Consider the following 14,327-nt stretch of genomic DNA (forward strand, 5'->3'; position numbering starts at 1 on the left):
CAATTATGTTTGAAATTGTTGTGCGATTCAGCACCCTGTCTTATAATGAGTCATAAGCCCTAAAGAGTTTTGACGAAAGTTGAAGAGAGGAGGAAGAAAATGATAAAAACCGAGCAATTATCCCTAGCAAGACAGCTTGATATGGTATTTAAAGAGCTTGAAGAAGAACTTTCCGGGCTTTCCTCAGGGACGGTGTTTGTGCAAATACGCAATAATGCTATTGGCAAATTCGGGATCCGTCATAATCCGCTGGAAGGTCGAAACGGAGAGCTCCGCTCTGCAGATTCAGGGCTCTCCCCGGTTCAACATTCTTCATTCCGAATGATGGCGCTGGAAAGTTTGAAATACAAACGGCATTGGACCCATGGCGAAATTAGCTACGAATTTGCTGTACGGCAGGGCATGATAGTAGTCGATGCTACGCTGGAATCCAATTATAACATGGCTAATTTGATGATTCGCTACCCAAGAAATACATATCCGGATCCACTTACAGAAATTTTTTAATTACACAGCACTCATTTATTACTTGTTTTTTTATCATAGCAGCACAAACGATAATGTTTTCCGAGTGGCGAAAAGCTTGATTAGTTAGACGACATAATAAGAGTTTTTGTAAGTTAAAGCGCAAAAAAGGCAACCTTTTTACAAAGGTTGCCTTTTCTTACGGATTAGACCGTTTGATCAGCAGGTGCGGCTCCCGCCTTGCCGCTGATCGACATGATATCACATTTACAAATGCCGAAAGCAGATTATTGACGACCAGAAAGCTGCTGTTCTGCCATTTGCACCAGACGTTTTGTGATATAACCTCCCAAAGAACCAGTCTCACGGGAAGTCATATTACCGTAGTATCCGTCTTGAGGGATTTGAACGCCCAGCTCCTGAGCAGCTTCATACTTCATTTGTTGAAGTGCGGAGTTTGCTTGAGGTACTACCAGGTTGTTGGAACGGTTGCTGCGTCCTTGGTTTTGTCCTGCTTGACCCATGTGTTGTCACCTCCTTTGAACTTGTTGAAGTTATTATGGATATAAAGATTTGAAAACATACAGCAAAAGAGAACAAAAATAACTGGAAATTATTAGATGAAAAATCAAAAAGGCGGCCTCCCGACATGCATCGGAAAACCGCCTGGTTTCATTGTTATTTTATGATTGAACAGGGTAAACCATATTCAAATGCAAATCCATTTCTATGGACTGCTTGGGCTCCAAGCGAATCAGTCCTGTAACATCCGGACCAACCGGGAGGTTAGGGGCATTCGGCAGCCAAGTATAAGGTTCGATGCAGAGGAACTCATTGGCCTCACCCTTGGTATATAGTACCCAGTGCTTATAATACGCGGGATCTGCTGAATATTTGAATCCATAGCCATCACTGCGCATCAGAGTCGCCTCTACAGGCTGGCCTTTTCCGATTCGAAGCAGTGTGTCAAAATTGGTTCCTTGCATATTTAGTCCTTCATTAAGCTGCTCCAGCGGTCCTAAAGGCAGAACTTCACCCGTTGTGAGCAAGTCCTGATCCAGACCGTAAATCGCATCCACTGGCAGCTGGAGGGTCCAGTCACCGGGCTTTTCGTCAAGGAGAAACCAGGTATGAAAACCAATGCCGAAAGGCACAGGCTGATCACCCAAATGTGTAACCCTTAAACGCTGGGTCAAACGATCGCCCTGCAGGCGCATGGTCATCTCAAGCTTTAGAGGAGCCGGAAACTGTTCCATCCAGTGCGGATCGTCCGCGGTCAGAAATTCGGTGGTAACCGCGCAGCCGTCTTCATCTTCCTCAATATCGCTGACTCTCCATGGCTGTGTACGGTGCAGCCCGTGGATATGATTGTCACCAGCGGTATTGCGGTCGAATTGGTACTCGCGGCCTTCATATTCAAAATGGCCTCCGCGAATTCTGCCTGGCGGAATGAGCATCGGCATACCGAAATGATAGGGTTTTTGCATATAAAATGCCAAATCATTTTCATCGGGTCTTCGGATGATTTGTCTGCTCTGGATGTTGTCCCAAATGGAAATCACATTGTTCCCCAGCCACGGCAGCAGCGTGACTTCAAGCTCACGACTATGAAGGATGTACGTGTCGTAACCATTCCATTGCCCTTTGGTCACTTGTTTCATATCGATGCTCCTTTTCCCACTATAATTCAGATCGTTACGTTGAAACTTATAGAGTTATCATAACAGATTTTGAGGTGATACGTAAAAAAACGCCTTCGCCCGCAGTTCGCAGAAATCTTAAATTCATAAAAAAGGGATTTGACAATTTGCCAAGTTCAGCTATATCATAGGCATTGCATAAAGGCTTTTAATGATTATGGTAACACGATGACAGGGACAAGTAAGCAAAGACGGCATAACCTTCAGAAAGCCGGTGGTTGATGTGAACCGGTGGAGCCGATTTTGCTGAATGGACCCATGAGTGCCGAGTTGAACGGAAGAAGCTTCTTCCCGAGTAGGCCGGCCGGATCATTCCACGTTAAGGAATTCAAGGCTGTTTCGGACCTTTAGTTTGTTTATTTGCTCAAGTAGAGCAACATACTAAAGCCGGTCAGCAAATAAGGGTGGCACCACGGTCTCACGTCCCTTCAGGGCGTGGGGCCTTTTTGTATATTTAAACGAATTAATGGAGGGGTTTTCATGAAAACAGTACTTTCCGGAATCCAGCCGAGCGGTAAGCTGACGCTGGGAAACTATATTGGAGCCATGAAAAATTTTGTGAAGCTGCAAAATGATTATGCCTGCAATTTTATGGTCGTGGATTTGCATGCCATTACGGTAGCACAGGAGCCTAAGGCTCTGAGAGAGCAGTCTGAGGCTGTAGCAGCCTTGTTCATCGCAGCCGGGATCGACCCTGATAAGGCAAATGTATACATGCAGTCCCATGTGCCGCCGCATGCGGAGCTTGGCTGGATCTTGACGACCCTGACCTCCATGGGTGAACTAGAACGCATGACACAGTTTAAAGATAAAACTGCAGGAAAAGATTCCGTCGGTGCAGGCTTGTTTGTATATCCATCACTGATGGCAGCAGATATCCTGGTATACAATGCGGATCTCGTACCTGTCGGTGAGGATCAAAAGCAGCATCTTGAGCTTGCCCGCGACCTGGCAGGACGTTTTAACCACCGCTTCGGTGAGTATTTTACGCTTCCTGAGCCGTATATCCCTGAAGTGGGTGCGCGGATTATGTCACTTGATGATGCGTCCAAAAAAATGAGTAAAAGCAACCCGAATCCGGGCAGTCATATCACTTTGCTTGACACACCGGATGAGATTCGCAAAAAAATCAGCCGTGCCACAACGGATTCTGGAAAAGAGGTACGCTACGATCCTGCTGAAAAACCAGAAATCAGCAATCTGATGAGTATTTACTCCGAGTGTTCGGGCATGTCTATGACAGAGATCCAGAATCAGTATGAAGGACAAATGTACGGCGGCTTTAAGAAAAACTTGGCTGAAGTGGTTGTCAGTGTGCTGGAACCTTTGCAGAAGAGATATTTTGAAATCCGGGAGTCCGGGCAGCTGTACGATATTCTTGCAAAAGGCGCCGATAAAGCGATGGAAACCGCATCACGCACCGTAACGGATGTCAAGGAACGGATGGGCTTCCTGCTTCCCAAAAAGTAAGATTATTCGGGTTCCGGCCCATTTAAACGGTTTTTCTTGGCCTTGATTACGAAGCCCCAGCCAATATTACCAATGGCGATCACGCCAAGAAGAACTGCAATCCAGCCGTTATAGCTCATGGCGATGGCGGCTGCTGCCAGAAGAAGGATGGACGAGCATGCGAACCATAGGGACAATCCTTTACTCATTGTAAAAAACCTCCAGACAAGATATGAATTCTTTTCTGTATAACTCTCAGCTACCGAGCCATACTAAGCTTGCAAGCTTGTTACTAACACACACGCAGAATTGAAGGGAGATCTTAACATGGCTCAATCTGGTTCTAACAATCTGGTAGTACCGCAAGCAAAGACAGCTTTGCAACAAATGAAAATGGAAGCTGCTCAAGAACTGGGTGTTCAAATTCCTCAAGACGGATATTACGGCAATATGACTTCCCGTGAAACTGGTTCTCTTGGAGGATATATTACCAAGCGTCTCGTTCAATTGGCTGAACAATCCATGTCCGGTCGTCAATAATCTGATAAATTCGCCAGCCCGGAGCGCAAAGCGCTTCGGGCTTTCTTGTGTAAAAATGAGTCTCTAGGGTGATTCTCTCCTACCGGGCAATTTTCGTCAAGTTTGAATTGGAGGAAAACATAGAAAAGGCTGTTTCCGAATTGGAAACAGCCTTCTTATTTTAATATGAAGGTTTTAGCCTGAATTAATGGACAGTCTTTTGTCCATTTTCTTGGCGCTAAGCCATCCGACATACGTATTAATGGGTTGATATTGTTTATCCATCACCAGCACGGCTACAAACGGATATTGTTTCCGGTGGCGGTAGCGCACATCCGCCCAGCGAACGACATAGCCCCAGGGCAGATTCTCAACCTCCGCAACAGCGAATGATGTAAAATAGAGAAATGCCTGCACATCCGGATGCTGCTTGGAATGCTCAACAGCGGGGTGCTGCTCGCTGCATGCATGCTTACGCCATTCCAGCTCGTTACCGTTCATAACACCAATCTCATAGCTTCCGTCGGTCAGAGCTTTGACGACATGCCATTTATGAAAGGATACGGTGGGTATGACATAGTAACGTTCTCCCCCTTGGCGGGTAGGATCAAGTCGCTTGACCTCTGCTGTCTTGAATGAATGGACGACGGTGCGCCAGACATAGTAGATAGCGGTCAGGATATACAGACCCAAAAATAACGGGGCCGGTTTGGCTGCTCCGGTGCTCCATAAGAGAACGGCAGCAGCATGGGTCGTAAAGATAAACGGATCAAAAATGTGAATAATGTTCCAGGATATCCATCGTTCAGAAAATGGCCGTACAGCCTGGGTTCCATACGTATTGAACAAATCGCTGAATACATGGACGCATACGGCGACTCCTGTCCAGAGGATAATGTGTCCTGCTGGCACTGTACTGAACAACAACGCTAGAATACTGCTGATAAGCGCGGTCCAGATGACAAGAAACGGAAGCGAGTGCGTGATGCCCCGGTGATTCTTTACATACAGGGCATTGCTCTTGAAGCGCAATAGCCCGTCGAAATCAGGGGCCTGAGAACCGATGACCGTACCCAGAAGTACAGCAGTGGCAAGCGCTGGGCTTGCAGCTACCGCTGGATCAACGTAGGCGAGACCGGCCAGACTAAGTCCCATCACAAAATGTGTGGCTGTATCCATTACCATGTCTCCTTCATGTTGTTCTTGTTATTATTGTAACAAATCCGGAAATGCAATTCCTGCTCCTGCGGGGAATTCATGTGAGAATTTTGCAAATTTTGCAGTGCATGTTTTCCTTATTATAGTTACTACCCACTTTTGGATGAATATATAAGGGATTGACCATACTAAAATGTGTCACCAAATTGTCAAAATGGTGAATGATTTTGGAGAGGATTGTCAAACACTTTTAACTTTTGATATGATAAACTTTATAGCGGAGGCATCTTTCCTCCACAATGACAGAATAAGGAGGATTCTTAAGGCGTGGACAATCATTTAAGTTACCAGGCTCCTTCGGATTCCGCAACGCTTTCCATCAAACAAACACCCCCGGATTCGTCGGCAACATGGAAAGATTTCATAACACTTACGAAACCCGGGATTATCCGTTCTAATTTAATTGCTGTTTTTGCAGGCTATTGGGTCGCGTCTCAATGGGACATTCAGTTTGGCAAAATGATCTTGACGCTGCTGGGAACCGTGCTTGTCATGGCTTCTGCCTGTGTATATAACAATTATTTTGATCGTGAACTCGATACGAAGATGGAGCGCACACGCAACCGTACACTTCCATCCGGACGCTTGAAGCCTTCCATAGTACTCTGGTATGCCTTTATACTCGGTGCACTTGGACTGGCTGACCTGTTTATCTTCTCAGGTGTTCTTGCCGGTATCTTCGGTATGGTCGGGATGTTCGTTTATGCGATTGTGTACACCATGTGGCTCAAACGCACTTCGACATGGAGTACCTCGGTTGGTGCGATCTCCGGAGCTATGCCACCATTGATCGGTTATGTGGCTGTGACCCATAACGTCGATATGGGAGCCATTCTTTTATTCGCTTGGTTGTTTCTGTGGCAGCCGCCGCATTTCTGGGCATTGGGCATTCGCCGTGTGGAAGAGTACAGAGCAGCCGGTTACCCGCTTCTGCCTGTTGTGAAAGGAATTAAGCGCACTAAAATTCAGATTATTCCGTATCTGGTGCTGCTGCTCCCTATTCCGATTTTGATGTATGTGTTCGGTTATACGGGTATTTACTTTATGATCATCGGAACGCTGCTGTCGCTCTTCTGGCTTTTCCTTGGTTTTAAGGGCTTCACTGCAAAAGATGATGATGCATGGGCTAAGAAGCTGTTTATCTTCTCGATTAACTACTTGACCCTAAGCCTTATCGTAATGATCCTTAACACCGTGCATTAAAAATAGATAACGGACAAATCCCATGGAGGCATGGGATTTTTTCTAGAGATCAGGTAGAAGTTTGCCAAATAGCTTCTACCTGATCTTGCAATTAGGGTTATTTTAATACTGTAATGATGCTCGTAGAATGTGGGAGAGGAAGAGTTATCTAAATGTTGAAACGTTATAAATGGACATGGATTTTGCTTGCTGTCATTATCATTATGGCAGGTTACCTAATCTATACCAGCTCAGGGATTGGCAAATCCAAGCTGCCTGTGATAGGTCAAGTTGAAGATTTTTCATTGGAGAATGTAGATGGCAAGACTATAACGCGTGATGATACCAAGGGGAAAGTAAGGCTCTTTTACTTCTTTTATACCAGTTGTCCAGATGTATGCCCGGTAACGACTTTCCTGCTCTCCCAGACGCAAAAGCAGCTCATTAAAGACGGTACTTTTGCCAAGGATGCAGAATTTGTCTCCATCTCCTTCGATCCGAAGGTGGATACACGGGAGAAGATTAAAGAGTTCGCCGATAAATTTTACGTGGATTATAACGGTTGGTATTTCTTGAGAGGCGATGACAAAAAAATCAGGGATATTGCCGAAAAATCATTTAAAATTGGAATTATGGGCGACAACAAAGATAACTTTGCTCATTCGAATGTCATTGCTTTGGTTGACCGTGACAATAATGTCCGTAAGCTGTATAACGCGAATGACACCGACAATGTCACCGCAGAATCGCTTGCCAAGGATGTTGAAGACCTAGCCAAGCAGTAATATATATAGCTATAACATAGGAAGCGCCGCTTGATTTGCCAGTTAAGGCTTACATCAAGGGCGCTTTTTCATTTGCTTTTCCATCAGGAATAGAAGGGAGGATCGGGATAGAGGATATATTCTTCCAGTCCCGCCTTTTCAAGCTGGGCAACCAGATATTCGACGGGTGTACCTTCAACCCCGGGATACCCTCTCCGGGTGTATATATGACCCGCATCAGGAAAGGCATCGCGAAGCACGCCGCGGATTCTTTTACCGGAGCTGTCATTATCCATAAATAAATATACTTCTTCATCTTTGATTTCTTTGCGCAGTGACTCCAGCTTGATGGAATTGAGCGTGCCAAAAGTACATAAAATCCGGATTTCATCTTGAAGCAGCCGGCGGAGCTTGCTGCGGTCATTTTTTCCCTCGACAATAATAAATATGGACATGACGATCTCACCTCGGGTACAGGAGCCGACAAGCTCCTATCGAAATTCCCCGGGAAATGTTGAAAGGACAATGACTTTCGTCCCCGGTTCTCCCTTAGTGTAGCTCTTTTCCGGCAAGCCATGCAAAAAAAACAAGACGATCTGTCCGGGTGGAGGCAGACCGTCTTTGAAGAATCGATTAGACTAGCACCAGAAGGCGCGCAGAATAATTACCAACAATATAAAGAGCACCAGGATAACTCCAACGTTATTACATCCTCCCATGACTGGCGAAACTACTGGAGCTACAGGAGCAACTGGTGCTACAGGACCGCAGCCACAGTGACCTATATGACCCATACCTATCACCCCACTCTCTTTTCTGGTCGCATAACACAATGTATCTTATGTGGGTAGAGGTCATAAGTATTGTGCAGAGGCCTAGGGAGGGAGATTTAGGTATTAACCTATGATGCTGGAGTTTGATTGACATTGGGATACAGCAGGGAGCCCGGCTTGCGGCTGATTGGGAGCAGCATAAGTCCTGTCATCAGCAGTACAAAGGCAATAAAGTAAGGAGAGACAAAGTCGCGCAGCTGCCCGGCTGCGATGGGCCCGATAAAGGAACCTATGGACATGGCTATGGACTGCAGCGAGAAGACCCTGCCCAGTTTAATGCCTCCACTCAGCTGAATAAACAATGAGGCCATCGCCGGGAAAATAACGCCCTTCGCCATCCCGAGAACGAATAGCGCTGCAGTCAAAGGGATGGATTGAAGTGCGGCGAGACTATAGAAGCAAACTGCGAGCAGCAGGATTCCACTGAGCACTCTTTTGTAAGGGGAGTAACGGTTAACAAAAAGCATGCTCAGCGTGAGTAATGCACCGATACTCATAATGGAAAACAGAATGCCGGTTGATTTGATTCCCTCCATGCCGGTGGAGCGTAATGGCAGCTCAAAGAATAGTATTCCCTGTGAACATGAAATGACGAAAGGCAGAATATATATGCGCCAAGGTACTTGGACTTTTGTTGAGGTGGGGTTAACCGCCGCTTCAGGTGCTTCAGCAGCAGAGTGAGCCGCTTTACGGGCAGCTCCGGGCACACTGAATATGGCCATAAGTCCGGTGGCGATCAGCAGCCATCCCAGGCTTTGGAAGGTAGCTGAATATCCGGCTTTGGCAACGATAAATGCGCCCGCTGCAGGTGATACGACGGAGGCAAGCGTATGTACAACGCCATGTCCTGACATGAATTTGCCCTGGGTCACTTTGTCGGAGGACAGCGAAGCCAGCAGTGTCAGGCAGGCGGGGGAGAGAAAGGCCAGGACAAAACCGCTGATAGAGCGCAGCACGAGCAGCTGCCATGGATAATGAACCTGAGATTGCAGCAGCAGCACGATTCCGGCTGAAACGAGGCTGAAAATAATATAACGGCGGCTGCCATGCCTGTCGATGACGGTTCCGGCGATCAAATTACCCGGCAGATGCGTGAGGGCGTAAATGCCCATCATCCAGCCGATAAAGACAGGCGCAGCCCCGAGTGACACTGCAAAAGGAGTTAAGATGGGATATTGGGCATGAAGATCAAAGAAAGCCAGAAACAAAAACATGTACAGCCAAATTGCGGTTTTCACGTGAGCGGCTCCTTTCTGTGCAAAAGACAAGTTATGATCTACATGTACGCTTGTACTTGGGGGAATAGACCCTATTTTTCAATATGGCTGTACTTCAGAAGAGTGAGGACCACACCAGTGCAGGCTGACAGCCTATAAGGTAATCATGTATAATCTATAAGGCGGACCTCATGCTCGATAGATTGAGAGTCTGATAACAAGCTTTGGCTGATGGGAGTGGTAAGTGAATGAATACGCAGGTTTGGTCCGATTTTTTGCAGCAAAACTGGCTGGTGATCGTTATTGCTCTCATTGTGCTGTTTGTGGTCCTGAATCTAGTAAAAACAATGGTGAAATGGGCTCTGGTCATTGTCATCATCGTGGCCGTGGTAGTTTACAGCGGGGTTTCACTGGAGAAAATTAAGGACGTTGTGAACGATGTGAAGACGGAGGCCGTGGATAACCTGAAAAGTGAAGCGACAAATGTCATGATGAAGGAAGCCAAAGAAGCGAAATATACATCGGATGCGGCCGGGAACTTTACGATTACGACGCCTAATCTGGAGATGACAGGCCAGAAGGGCAAGGACAAGGTGGATGTGTCACTCCGGGGCGTATCGCTCGGGCAGTGGAAAATCAGCGACAACGTCCAGTCGTTTATCGCTGAATCCAAGAATAACTCAAATGTTACCTCTGGTAAGTAGAGCAGGCTTTTTCCATGCCGCAACCTGGAGGGAGGTCATCTTATGCTGCAATCATGGATGAAGAGTCTGCAGGAATTCAATATCATCTCGATTTTTCTGCTGCTGATTATGCTCGTTTCGCTGTTTCAAGGCTGGCGCCGTGGAGCATCGCGTTCGGCCGGAAGACTCCTCTCCCTGCTCAGGGAGGGAGTTTTTATTGTGGTGGCCCTGGTGCTGTCCGTGCCTTTTACGCTATGGATATCGCCTAAAGTACAGGAATGGCTGACGCAGTACACGAGCTCCATGCCGAACCGTAACCTGAAAGCCTGGGAACAGATTTACTATACGTTCATGTCTTCCATGGCTGATTTTCCGCTGCTGCGGTTTGCTGTGCTGTTTATATTGAGCTATAGCATGATACGCCTGCTTATGCGCTGGCTTACGGTACTCGTTTTTGGTGGGAAGGGCGCTCTGTTCGCGCCGGGGACAAGGCAGTCCTCATCGATTTTTAGCCGCATGTCAGGGGCGCTCATCGGCCTCTTGATCGGTGCAGGACGCTGTATTGTTGTCGTGGCGCTGCTGTTTGTGTATGTATCACTGTATCCGAGTTCTGATTTTACCCGTTATGTCGAAGCATCTCCGATTTATCAGGAGGGGGCGCAGCGGGTCATTGAGCCATTATCCGGACATTTGGTGAAGGATAAGCTGCCGGTATTCACGAAGGCCGTGGAAAAAGAACTCAGCGGCATTATGCAGCGCAAATACGAAGTCATCGATCATGCGATTCCGGATGATATTGATGCGGCCGCCGCCGATATCGTCAAAGGAGCGAAGACGGATGAGGAAAAGGCTCGGCGCTTGTATGATTGGGTAGGCTCAAGAGTGCAATACGATTACGGCAAGGTCGATGACTATGAGCAAAAGGGAATTTGGCATGAGCAGGATCCGCAGAATACGTTTGATACGAAAAAAGGGGTCTGCATTGACTATGCCCGTCTGTATGCGGTTATGGCCCGTTCGCAAGGACTGCAGGTTCGGGTGGTTACCGGGCAGGGATACAACGGACAAGGCGGCTACGGACCGCATGCCTGGAATGAAGTGTACCTGAGTGAGAATAAAAAATGGATTCCGCTGGATCCAACCTGGGCCCAAAGCGGCAACTGGTTCAATCCACCGAATTTTGCGGCGACGCATATTCGGGACGGTGTCCTCACATAAACCTGGGTATTGAAAAGAAAAGGAGCTGTACCGCATGCCTTAGCTGGCATGGGTACAGCTCCTTTATTATTGCACAGCCGTTTGTTTAAGCTGGCAGTTTGATGGTTTGTCCTGGATAGATCAGGCTGGCATTTTTAATATGATTCAGGTTTTGCAGGACTCTCCAGGTCGTTCCGTATTTCAGGGAAATGGAGTAAAGGGAGTCCCCTTTTTTCACTACATACACGCTTGCTGCAGGAACCGGTGTCGGTTTTGCCGGCTCAGGCTGCGGCTTCACTACGGGTGCTGTCGGCTTTTCCGGTTCTGGTGCTGGAGCCGGAGTTTCCGGCTTGGTTGGCTCAGGTTGTGGAGCAGGAGCTGCAGACGCTGCACCTTCGGTGATACGTCCTTGCGGCTCAGCTGGCACATTGCCGCCTTTTTGAATATAAGAGATCAACGCTTCATCCAGCGCGCCGTACATACCGGCTTGCGGATATTTGTTGAACATGGTGTATTCGTCGCCGCCAATGGACATGAAGTCGTTGGTAGCCAGTGTGTATGTTGCTTTCAGGTCAATCGCTTTGTCGCCGACCATGACGGAATGCACGCGGCTTCCCTTTGGCTTGGACTTATCAATTTTGAAGCTGACACCGGATACCTGCGGGAAGCCGCCTTTGGATTCCGGATAGTCGGATACGCCGTTTTCCAGAGCGGCCACGATATCTTCGCCGGTTACTTTAAGCTGTACGATCTGGTTGCCGAAAGGCAGGACGGTTACGATATCCCCTTTGGTAATGGTACCGGCTTCAATGGAAGCGCGGATACCGCCGCCGTTGGTCAAGCCAACATCGGATTTGCTCACATCGCGCATCGCATCGGCTAAGAGATCGCCGAGGTTCGTTTCGCTGGTGCGTGCCTTTTCACGGGAGCCTTCAAGCTTGACTGGTGTTTCACCGACTTTTTCCTTCAGGATCGGCTCTTGTTCCTTTTGGATGGAAGCCACGAGAGAGGCGACTTTTTCATCAGGCTTGATGTCTGCAGCCTGTTTTTCGTCGACCAGCTTTGCTTCCTTCTTCACGACTTTGCCGCCGTTTACCCACAGATCCACGACGCCGACATATTTGGTGTATTCACCGGCGCTGGCAATCAGCGTGTTGTTGTCGGCATTCAAACCGTGTTCGAGTACGGTATGGCTGTGGCCGTCGATGAAGACATCAATGCCGGGTACTTCTTTTACCAGCTTCAGGCTGGTATCGATGCTGGACTTGTCTTCGCCCAAATGACCGACTGCAACGATGACGTCCGCTTTCCCTTTCAGCTCATCCACCATTTTCTTGGCTTCGACCGCTGGATCGGCGAACTTGAGTCCTTCCACGTTTTTCGGACTGGTTTTATAAGCGGTTTCCGGTGTGCTGAAGCCAATAATACCGATTTTCACGCCGTCCACTTCTTTAATGATATAAGGTTTAAAAAGATCAGATCCATCCGATTTTTTTACATTGGAGCTTAGCATAGGGAACTTCAGCATCTGGGACAGCTCGACCAGACGGTTCCAGCCGTAGTTGAATTCATGGTTGCCAGGAACCATGGCATCGTAGCCCATTTCATTCATGACCTTTACGATGCTCTCACCGCGGACCAGTGTGGCAAATGGCGTACCGTGAAGGGCATCACCCGCATCCAGCGTAAGCGTATCCGGATTTTGACTGCGGTATTGATTGAATATCCCCGTAACCTTAGCGAAACCCATTTCTGGTGAAGAAGCGACTGCGCCCGCATGCATGTCATTCGTGTGCAGGATGGTAATATGCTTGCCGCTTGGAGCAGCTGGCGCCGTTCCGCCTGAGGTTCCATCCGCCGCCGCAGCTGTTCCGATCGAACCGACCAATAGCCCGGTGCTCAGCAGAATAGAAGTGAACCATTTACTTTTGACCATGTAACTTCATGACCTCCCTATAGTAAATAGATAATATTTCCTTCTATTATATTTTAATAGACTATTGGAAAGGTGTAATAAGACTAACGAATCATTTATTGTCCTATGGTTGAAAAAAAGTATGCATTTCCTGCGGGATGCCATTACGCCTGCAATAATCCTGCACAGTCTCTTCCTGTTGAAAAGTTGTTCCCGCCGTCAACAGCAGAATGGCGAAACGATTGGCCTGCCGTTCGAGCTTACCAGGTGAAAAATAGGAGTGCTCTTCCAGAAAAAAACGGTTGATGCCCTTATGCAGCCTGTCGTGTCCGAGCTCATGCGCACATACGAATCGCTGCCATTCGGGAGAAAGCTGGTTGTGTATCACAATAAACCGTCTTCGCAGCTTGCGGTAGTACAGCCCCTTGGTTGATGTGCCAAGATCAGTGTAGCGGATATGTATGCCAAGCGCGCTTGCAAGCTCAAAGGGACAGCTGGTTTTGTGTTTGCGGGTTAACTTTCGAATGATGTCATCCACAGTGTTCACCTGCTTTGTCGGTTGTAGTCGAAAGTCGCCAGCTTGGGGTGAGCTATTTCCCATCCGGAGTTCCGTTATGGTTTTTCTTCCTCTTATTCATTTGTTTGGCCTCCCAAAACAATCCGGTTAGTACATCCTTGATCCGCTGCTTATCCTCCTGATCGAGAGGAATCCCGTCAAACATCAGCTCGCCGTCTTCTTCCAGCATTTTTTTAAAATCACGCTTGTCCTTGTAGGTGGCCCACGCAGGTGATTGTTCCGCCGCGTTCATGCCGTCTGCCTCTTCCAGATAGCCCGCCGCACTCATCAGCTCTCCATATGAAGCATCCAACGCATCGGCCAGTTTGCGGATGGTAGTGGCTTTGGGTATGCCGCGCACACCGTTCTCCATTCTGGATATTTGCGAATTGCTGATGCCGGCTGCTTCCGCCAATTGATTGATCGTTAAACCTTGCTGCTCTCGCAGCTGCTTCATCATCATTCCAAATTCGTTCTCCACCATATGCCCACTCCTTCGATATAAAGCCTGCACTTTCTTCGTAACTATACCCTTGTGTTACCAAAAGGTAAAGAAAAGATGTGTATTTTATACCAAAAGGCATAAAAGAGGAGATAATCTTGTCTTTATCCTCTGAAAAGGTTCAAAT

At 47.6% G+C, this 14,327-nt stretch carries 16 protein-coding genes; 7 read left to right on the top strand and 9 right to left on the bottom strand.

Annotated elements, in window-relative coordinates:
- Window positions 1-99 precede the first annotated feature (99 nt).
- Window positions 100-507, top strand: coding sequence for an O-methyltransferase (locus E6W40_RS00280; RefSeq protein ID WP_136603645.1), 408 nt, complete (start codon window positions 100-102; stop codon window positions 505-507).
- A 245-nt stretch (window positions 508-752) separates the two neighbouring features.
- On the opposite strand, the gene E6W40_RS00285 is transcribed toward E6W40_RS00280, so the two are convergent.
- Together E6W40_RS00285 and E6W40_RS00290 are read right to left on the bottom strand one after the other, a co-directional pair.
- A complete protein-coding gene (locus E6W40_RS00285) occupies window positions 753-989 on the bottom strand; it encodes an alpha/beta-type small acid-soluble spore protein (RefSeq protein ID WP_136603646.1) in 237 nt (78 codons plus the stop codon).
- 159 nt (window positions 990-1,148) lie between these two features.
- The gene (locus E6W40_RS00290; protein WP_136603647.1) at window positions 1,149-2,126 is read right to left on the bottom strand and encodes an aldose 1-epimerase; all 978 of its coding nucleotides are present in this window, start codon (window positions 2,124-2,126) and stop codon (window positions 1,149-1,151) included.
- A 519-nt stretch (window positions 2,127-2,645) separates the two neighbouring features.
- Between E6W40_RS00290 and trpS the strand changes: the two genes are divergently transcribed.
- Window positions 2,646-3,635: a tryptophan--tRNA ligase gene (gene trpS / locus E6W40_RS00295; protein ID WP_136603648.1), complete on the top strand. Its 990-nt coding sequence runs from the start codon at window positions 2,646-2,648 to the stop codon at window positions 3,633-3,635.
- Window positions 3,636-3,637: 2 nt separating this feature from the next.
- On the opposite strand, the gene E6W40_RS00300 is transcribed toward trpS, so the two are convergent.
- A complete protein-coding gene (locus tag E6W40_RS00300) occupies window positions 3,638-3,823 on the bottom strand; it encodes a hypothetical protein (protein ID WP_136603649.1) in 186 nt (61 codons plus the stop codon).
- 118 nt (window positions 3,824-3,941) lie between these two features.
- On the opposite strand from E6W40_RS00300, the gene E6W40_RS00305 reads away from it, so the two are divergent.
- Window positions 3,942-4,154 (top strand): alpha/beta-type small acid-soluble spore protein, encoded by a 213-nt coding sequence (locus E6W40_RS00305; RefSeq protein ID WP_136603650.1) that lies wholly within the window; start codon window positions 3,942-3,944, stop codon window positions 4,152-4,154.
- A gap of 174 nt (window positions 4,155-4,328) precedes the next feature.
- Here E6W40_RS00305 and E6W40_RS00310 read toward each other — a convergent pair whose 3' ends face one another.
- Window positions 4,329-5,312: a metal-dependent hydrolase gene (locus E6W40_RS00310; protein WP_136603651.1), complete on the bottom strand. Its 984-nt coding sequence runs from the start codon at window positions 5,310-5,312 to the stop codon at window positions 4,329-4,331.
- 306 nt (window positions 5,313-5,618) lie between these two features.
- Here E6W40_RS00310 and cyoE point away from each other — a divergent pair, with 306 nt between their 5' ends.
- Both cyoE and E6W40_RS00320 read left to right on the top strand, forming a co-directional pair.
- Window positions 5,619-6,554 carry a heme o synthase gene (gene cyoE / locus E6W40_RS00315; RefSeq protein WP_136603652.1) on the top strand — a complete coding sequence of 312 codons (936 nt, stop codon included), beginning with the start codon at window positions 5,619-5,621 and terminating at the stop codon, window positions 6,552-6,554.
- A gap of 152 nt (window positions 6,555-6,706) precedes the next feature.
- The gene (locus E6W40_RS00320; RefSeq protein WP_136603653.1) at window positions 6,707-7,318 is read left to right on the top strand and encodes an SCO family protein; all 612 of its coding nucleotides are present in this window, start codon (window positions 6,707-6,709) and stop codon (window positions 7,316-7,318) included.
- Between the two features lie 83 nt (window positions 7,319-7,401).
- Here E6W40_RS00320 and E6W40_RS00325 read toward each other — a convergent pair whose 3' ends face one another.
- Both E6W40_RS00325 and E6W40_RS00330 read right to left on the bottom strand, forming a co-directional pair.
- Window positions 7,402-7,752 carry a toprim domain-containing protein gene (locus E6W40_RS00325; protein ID WP_136603654.1) on the bottom strand — a complete coding sequence of 117 codons (351 nt, stop codon included), beginning with the start codon at window positions 7,750-7,752 and terminating at the stop codon, window positions 7,402-7,404.
- A gap of 446 nt (window positions 7,753-8,198) precedes the next feature.
- Window positions 8,199-9,368, bottom strand: coding sequence for an MFS transporter (locus E6W40_RS00330; protein ID WP_136603655.1), 1,170 nt, complete (start codon window positions 9,366-9,368; stop codon window positions 8,199-8,201).
- Window positions 9,369-9,595: 227 nt separating this feature from the next.
- On the opposite strand from E6W40_RS00330, the gene E6W40_RS00335 reads away from it, so the two are divergent.
- Together E6W40_RS00335 and E6W40_RS00340 are read left to right on the top strand one after the other, a co-directional pair.
- Window positions 9,596-10,051: a hypothetical protein gene (locus tag E6W40_RS00335; protein WP_136603656.1), complete on the top strand. Its 456-nt coding sequence runs from the start codon at window positions 9,596-9,598 to the stop codon at window positions 10,049-10,051.
- Window positions 10,052-10,093: 42 nt separating this feature from the next.
- On the top strand, window positions 10,094-11,248 hold the full coding sequence (locus E6W40_RS00340; RefSeq protein ID WP_136603657.1) for a transglutaminase domain-containing protein: 1,155 nt from the start codon (window positions 10,094-10,096) through the stop codon (window positions 11,246-11,248).
- An 85-nt stretch (window positions 11,249-11,333) separates the two neighbouring features.
- On the opposite strand, the gene E6W40_RS00345 is transcribed toward E6W40_RS00340, so the two are convergent.
- From E6W40_RS00345 to E6W40_RS00355, 3 genes are all read right to left on the bottom strand, one after another.
- Window positions 11,334-13,163: a 5'-nucleotidase C-terminal domain-containing protein gene (locus E6W40_RS00345; RefSeq protein ID WP_136603658.1), complete on the bottom strand. Its 1,830-nt coding sequence runs from the start codon at window positions 13,161-13,163 to the stop codon at window positions 11,334-11,336.
- 103 nt (window positions 13,164-13,266) lie between these two features.
- Window positions 13,267-13,680 (bottom strand): ImmA/IrrE family metallo-endopeptidase, encoded by a 414-nt coding sequence (locus E6W40_RS00350; protein ID WP_211146951.1) that lies wholly within the window; start codon window positions 13,678-13,680, stop codon window positions 13,267-13,269.
- A 52-nt stretch (window positions 13,681-13,732) separates the two neighbouring features.
- On the bottom strand, window positions 13,733-14,182 hold the full coding sequence (locus tag E6W40_RS00355; RefSeq protein ID WP_136603660.1) for a transcriptional regulator: 450 nt from the start codon (window positions 14,180-14,182) through the stop codon (window positions 13,733-13,735).
- Window positions 14,183-14,327: the final 145 nt, after the last annotated feature.

The organism is Paenibacillus dokdonensis (assembly GCF_004916975.1).
Classification (GTDB): Bacteria; Bacillota; Bacilli; order Paenibacillales; family Paenibacillaceae; genus Paenibacillus_AQ; species Paenibacillus_AQ dokdonensis.

Bases quoted from the DNA above. Each gene is read 5' to 3' on its own strand.
- trpS (WP_136603648.1), top strand. From the start codon at position 2,646: ATGAAAACAGTACTTTCCGGAATCCAGCCGAGCGGTAAGCTGACGCTG.
- E6W40_RS00355 (WP_136603660.1), bottom strand. From the start codon at position 14,182: ATGGTGGAGAACGAATTTGGAATGATGATGAAGCAGCTGCGAGAGCAG.
- E6W40_RS00305 (WP_136603650.1), top strand. From the start codon at position 3,942: ATGGCTCAATCTGGTTCTAACAATCTGGTAGTACCGCAAGCAAAGACA.
- E6W40_RS00285 (WP_136603646.1), bottom strand. From the start codon at position 989: ATGGGTCAAGCAGGACAAAACCAAGGACGCAGCAACCGTTCCAACAAC.
- E6W40_RS00335 (WP_136603656.1), top strand. From the start codon at position 9,596: ATGAATACGCAGGTTTGGTCCGATTTTTTGCAGCAAAACTGGCTGGTG.
- E6W40_RS00300 (WP_136603649.1), bottom strand. From the start codon at position 3,823: ATGAGTAAAGGATTGTCCCTATGGTTCGCATGCTCGTCCATCCTTCTT.
- E6W40_RS00340 (WP_136603657.1), top strand. From the start codon at position 10,094: ATGCTGCAATCATGGATGAAGAGTCTGCAGGAATTCAATATCATCTCG.
- E6W40_RS00290 (WP_136603647.1), bottom strand. From the start codon at position 2,126: ATGAAACAAGTGACCAAAGGGCAATGGAATGGTTACGACACGTACATC.
- E6W40_RS00325 (WP_136603654.1), bottom strand. From the start codon at position 7,752: ATGTCCATATTTATTATTGTCGAGGGAAAAAATGACCGCAGCAAGCTC.
- E6W40_RS00310 (WP_136603651.1), bottom strand. From the start codon at position 5,312: ATGGATACAGCCACACATTTTGTGATGGGACTTAGTCTGGCCGGTCTC.
- E6W40_RS00280 (WP_136603645.1), top strand. From the start codon at position 100: ATGATAAAAACCGAGCAATTATCCCTAGCAAGACAGCTTGATATGGTA.
- E6W40_RS00345 (WP_136603658.1), bottom strand. From the start codon at position 13,163: ATGGTCAAAAGTAAATGGTTCACTTCTATTCTGCTGAGCACCGGGCTA.
- E6W40_RS00320 (WP_136603653.1), top strand. From the start codon at position 6,707: ATGTTGAAACGTTATAAATGGACATGGATTTTGCTTGCTGTCATTATC.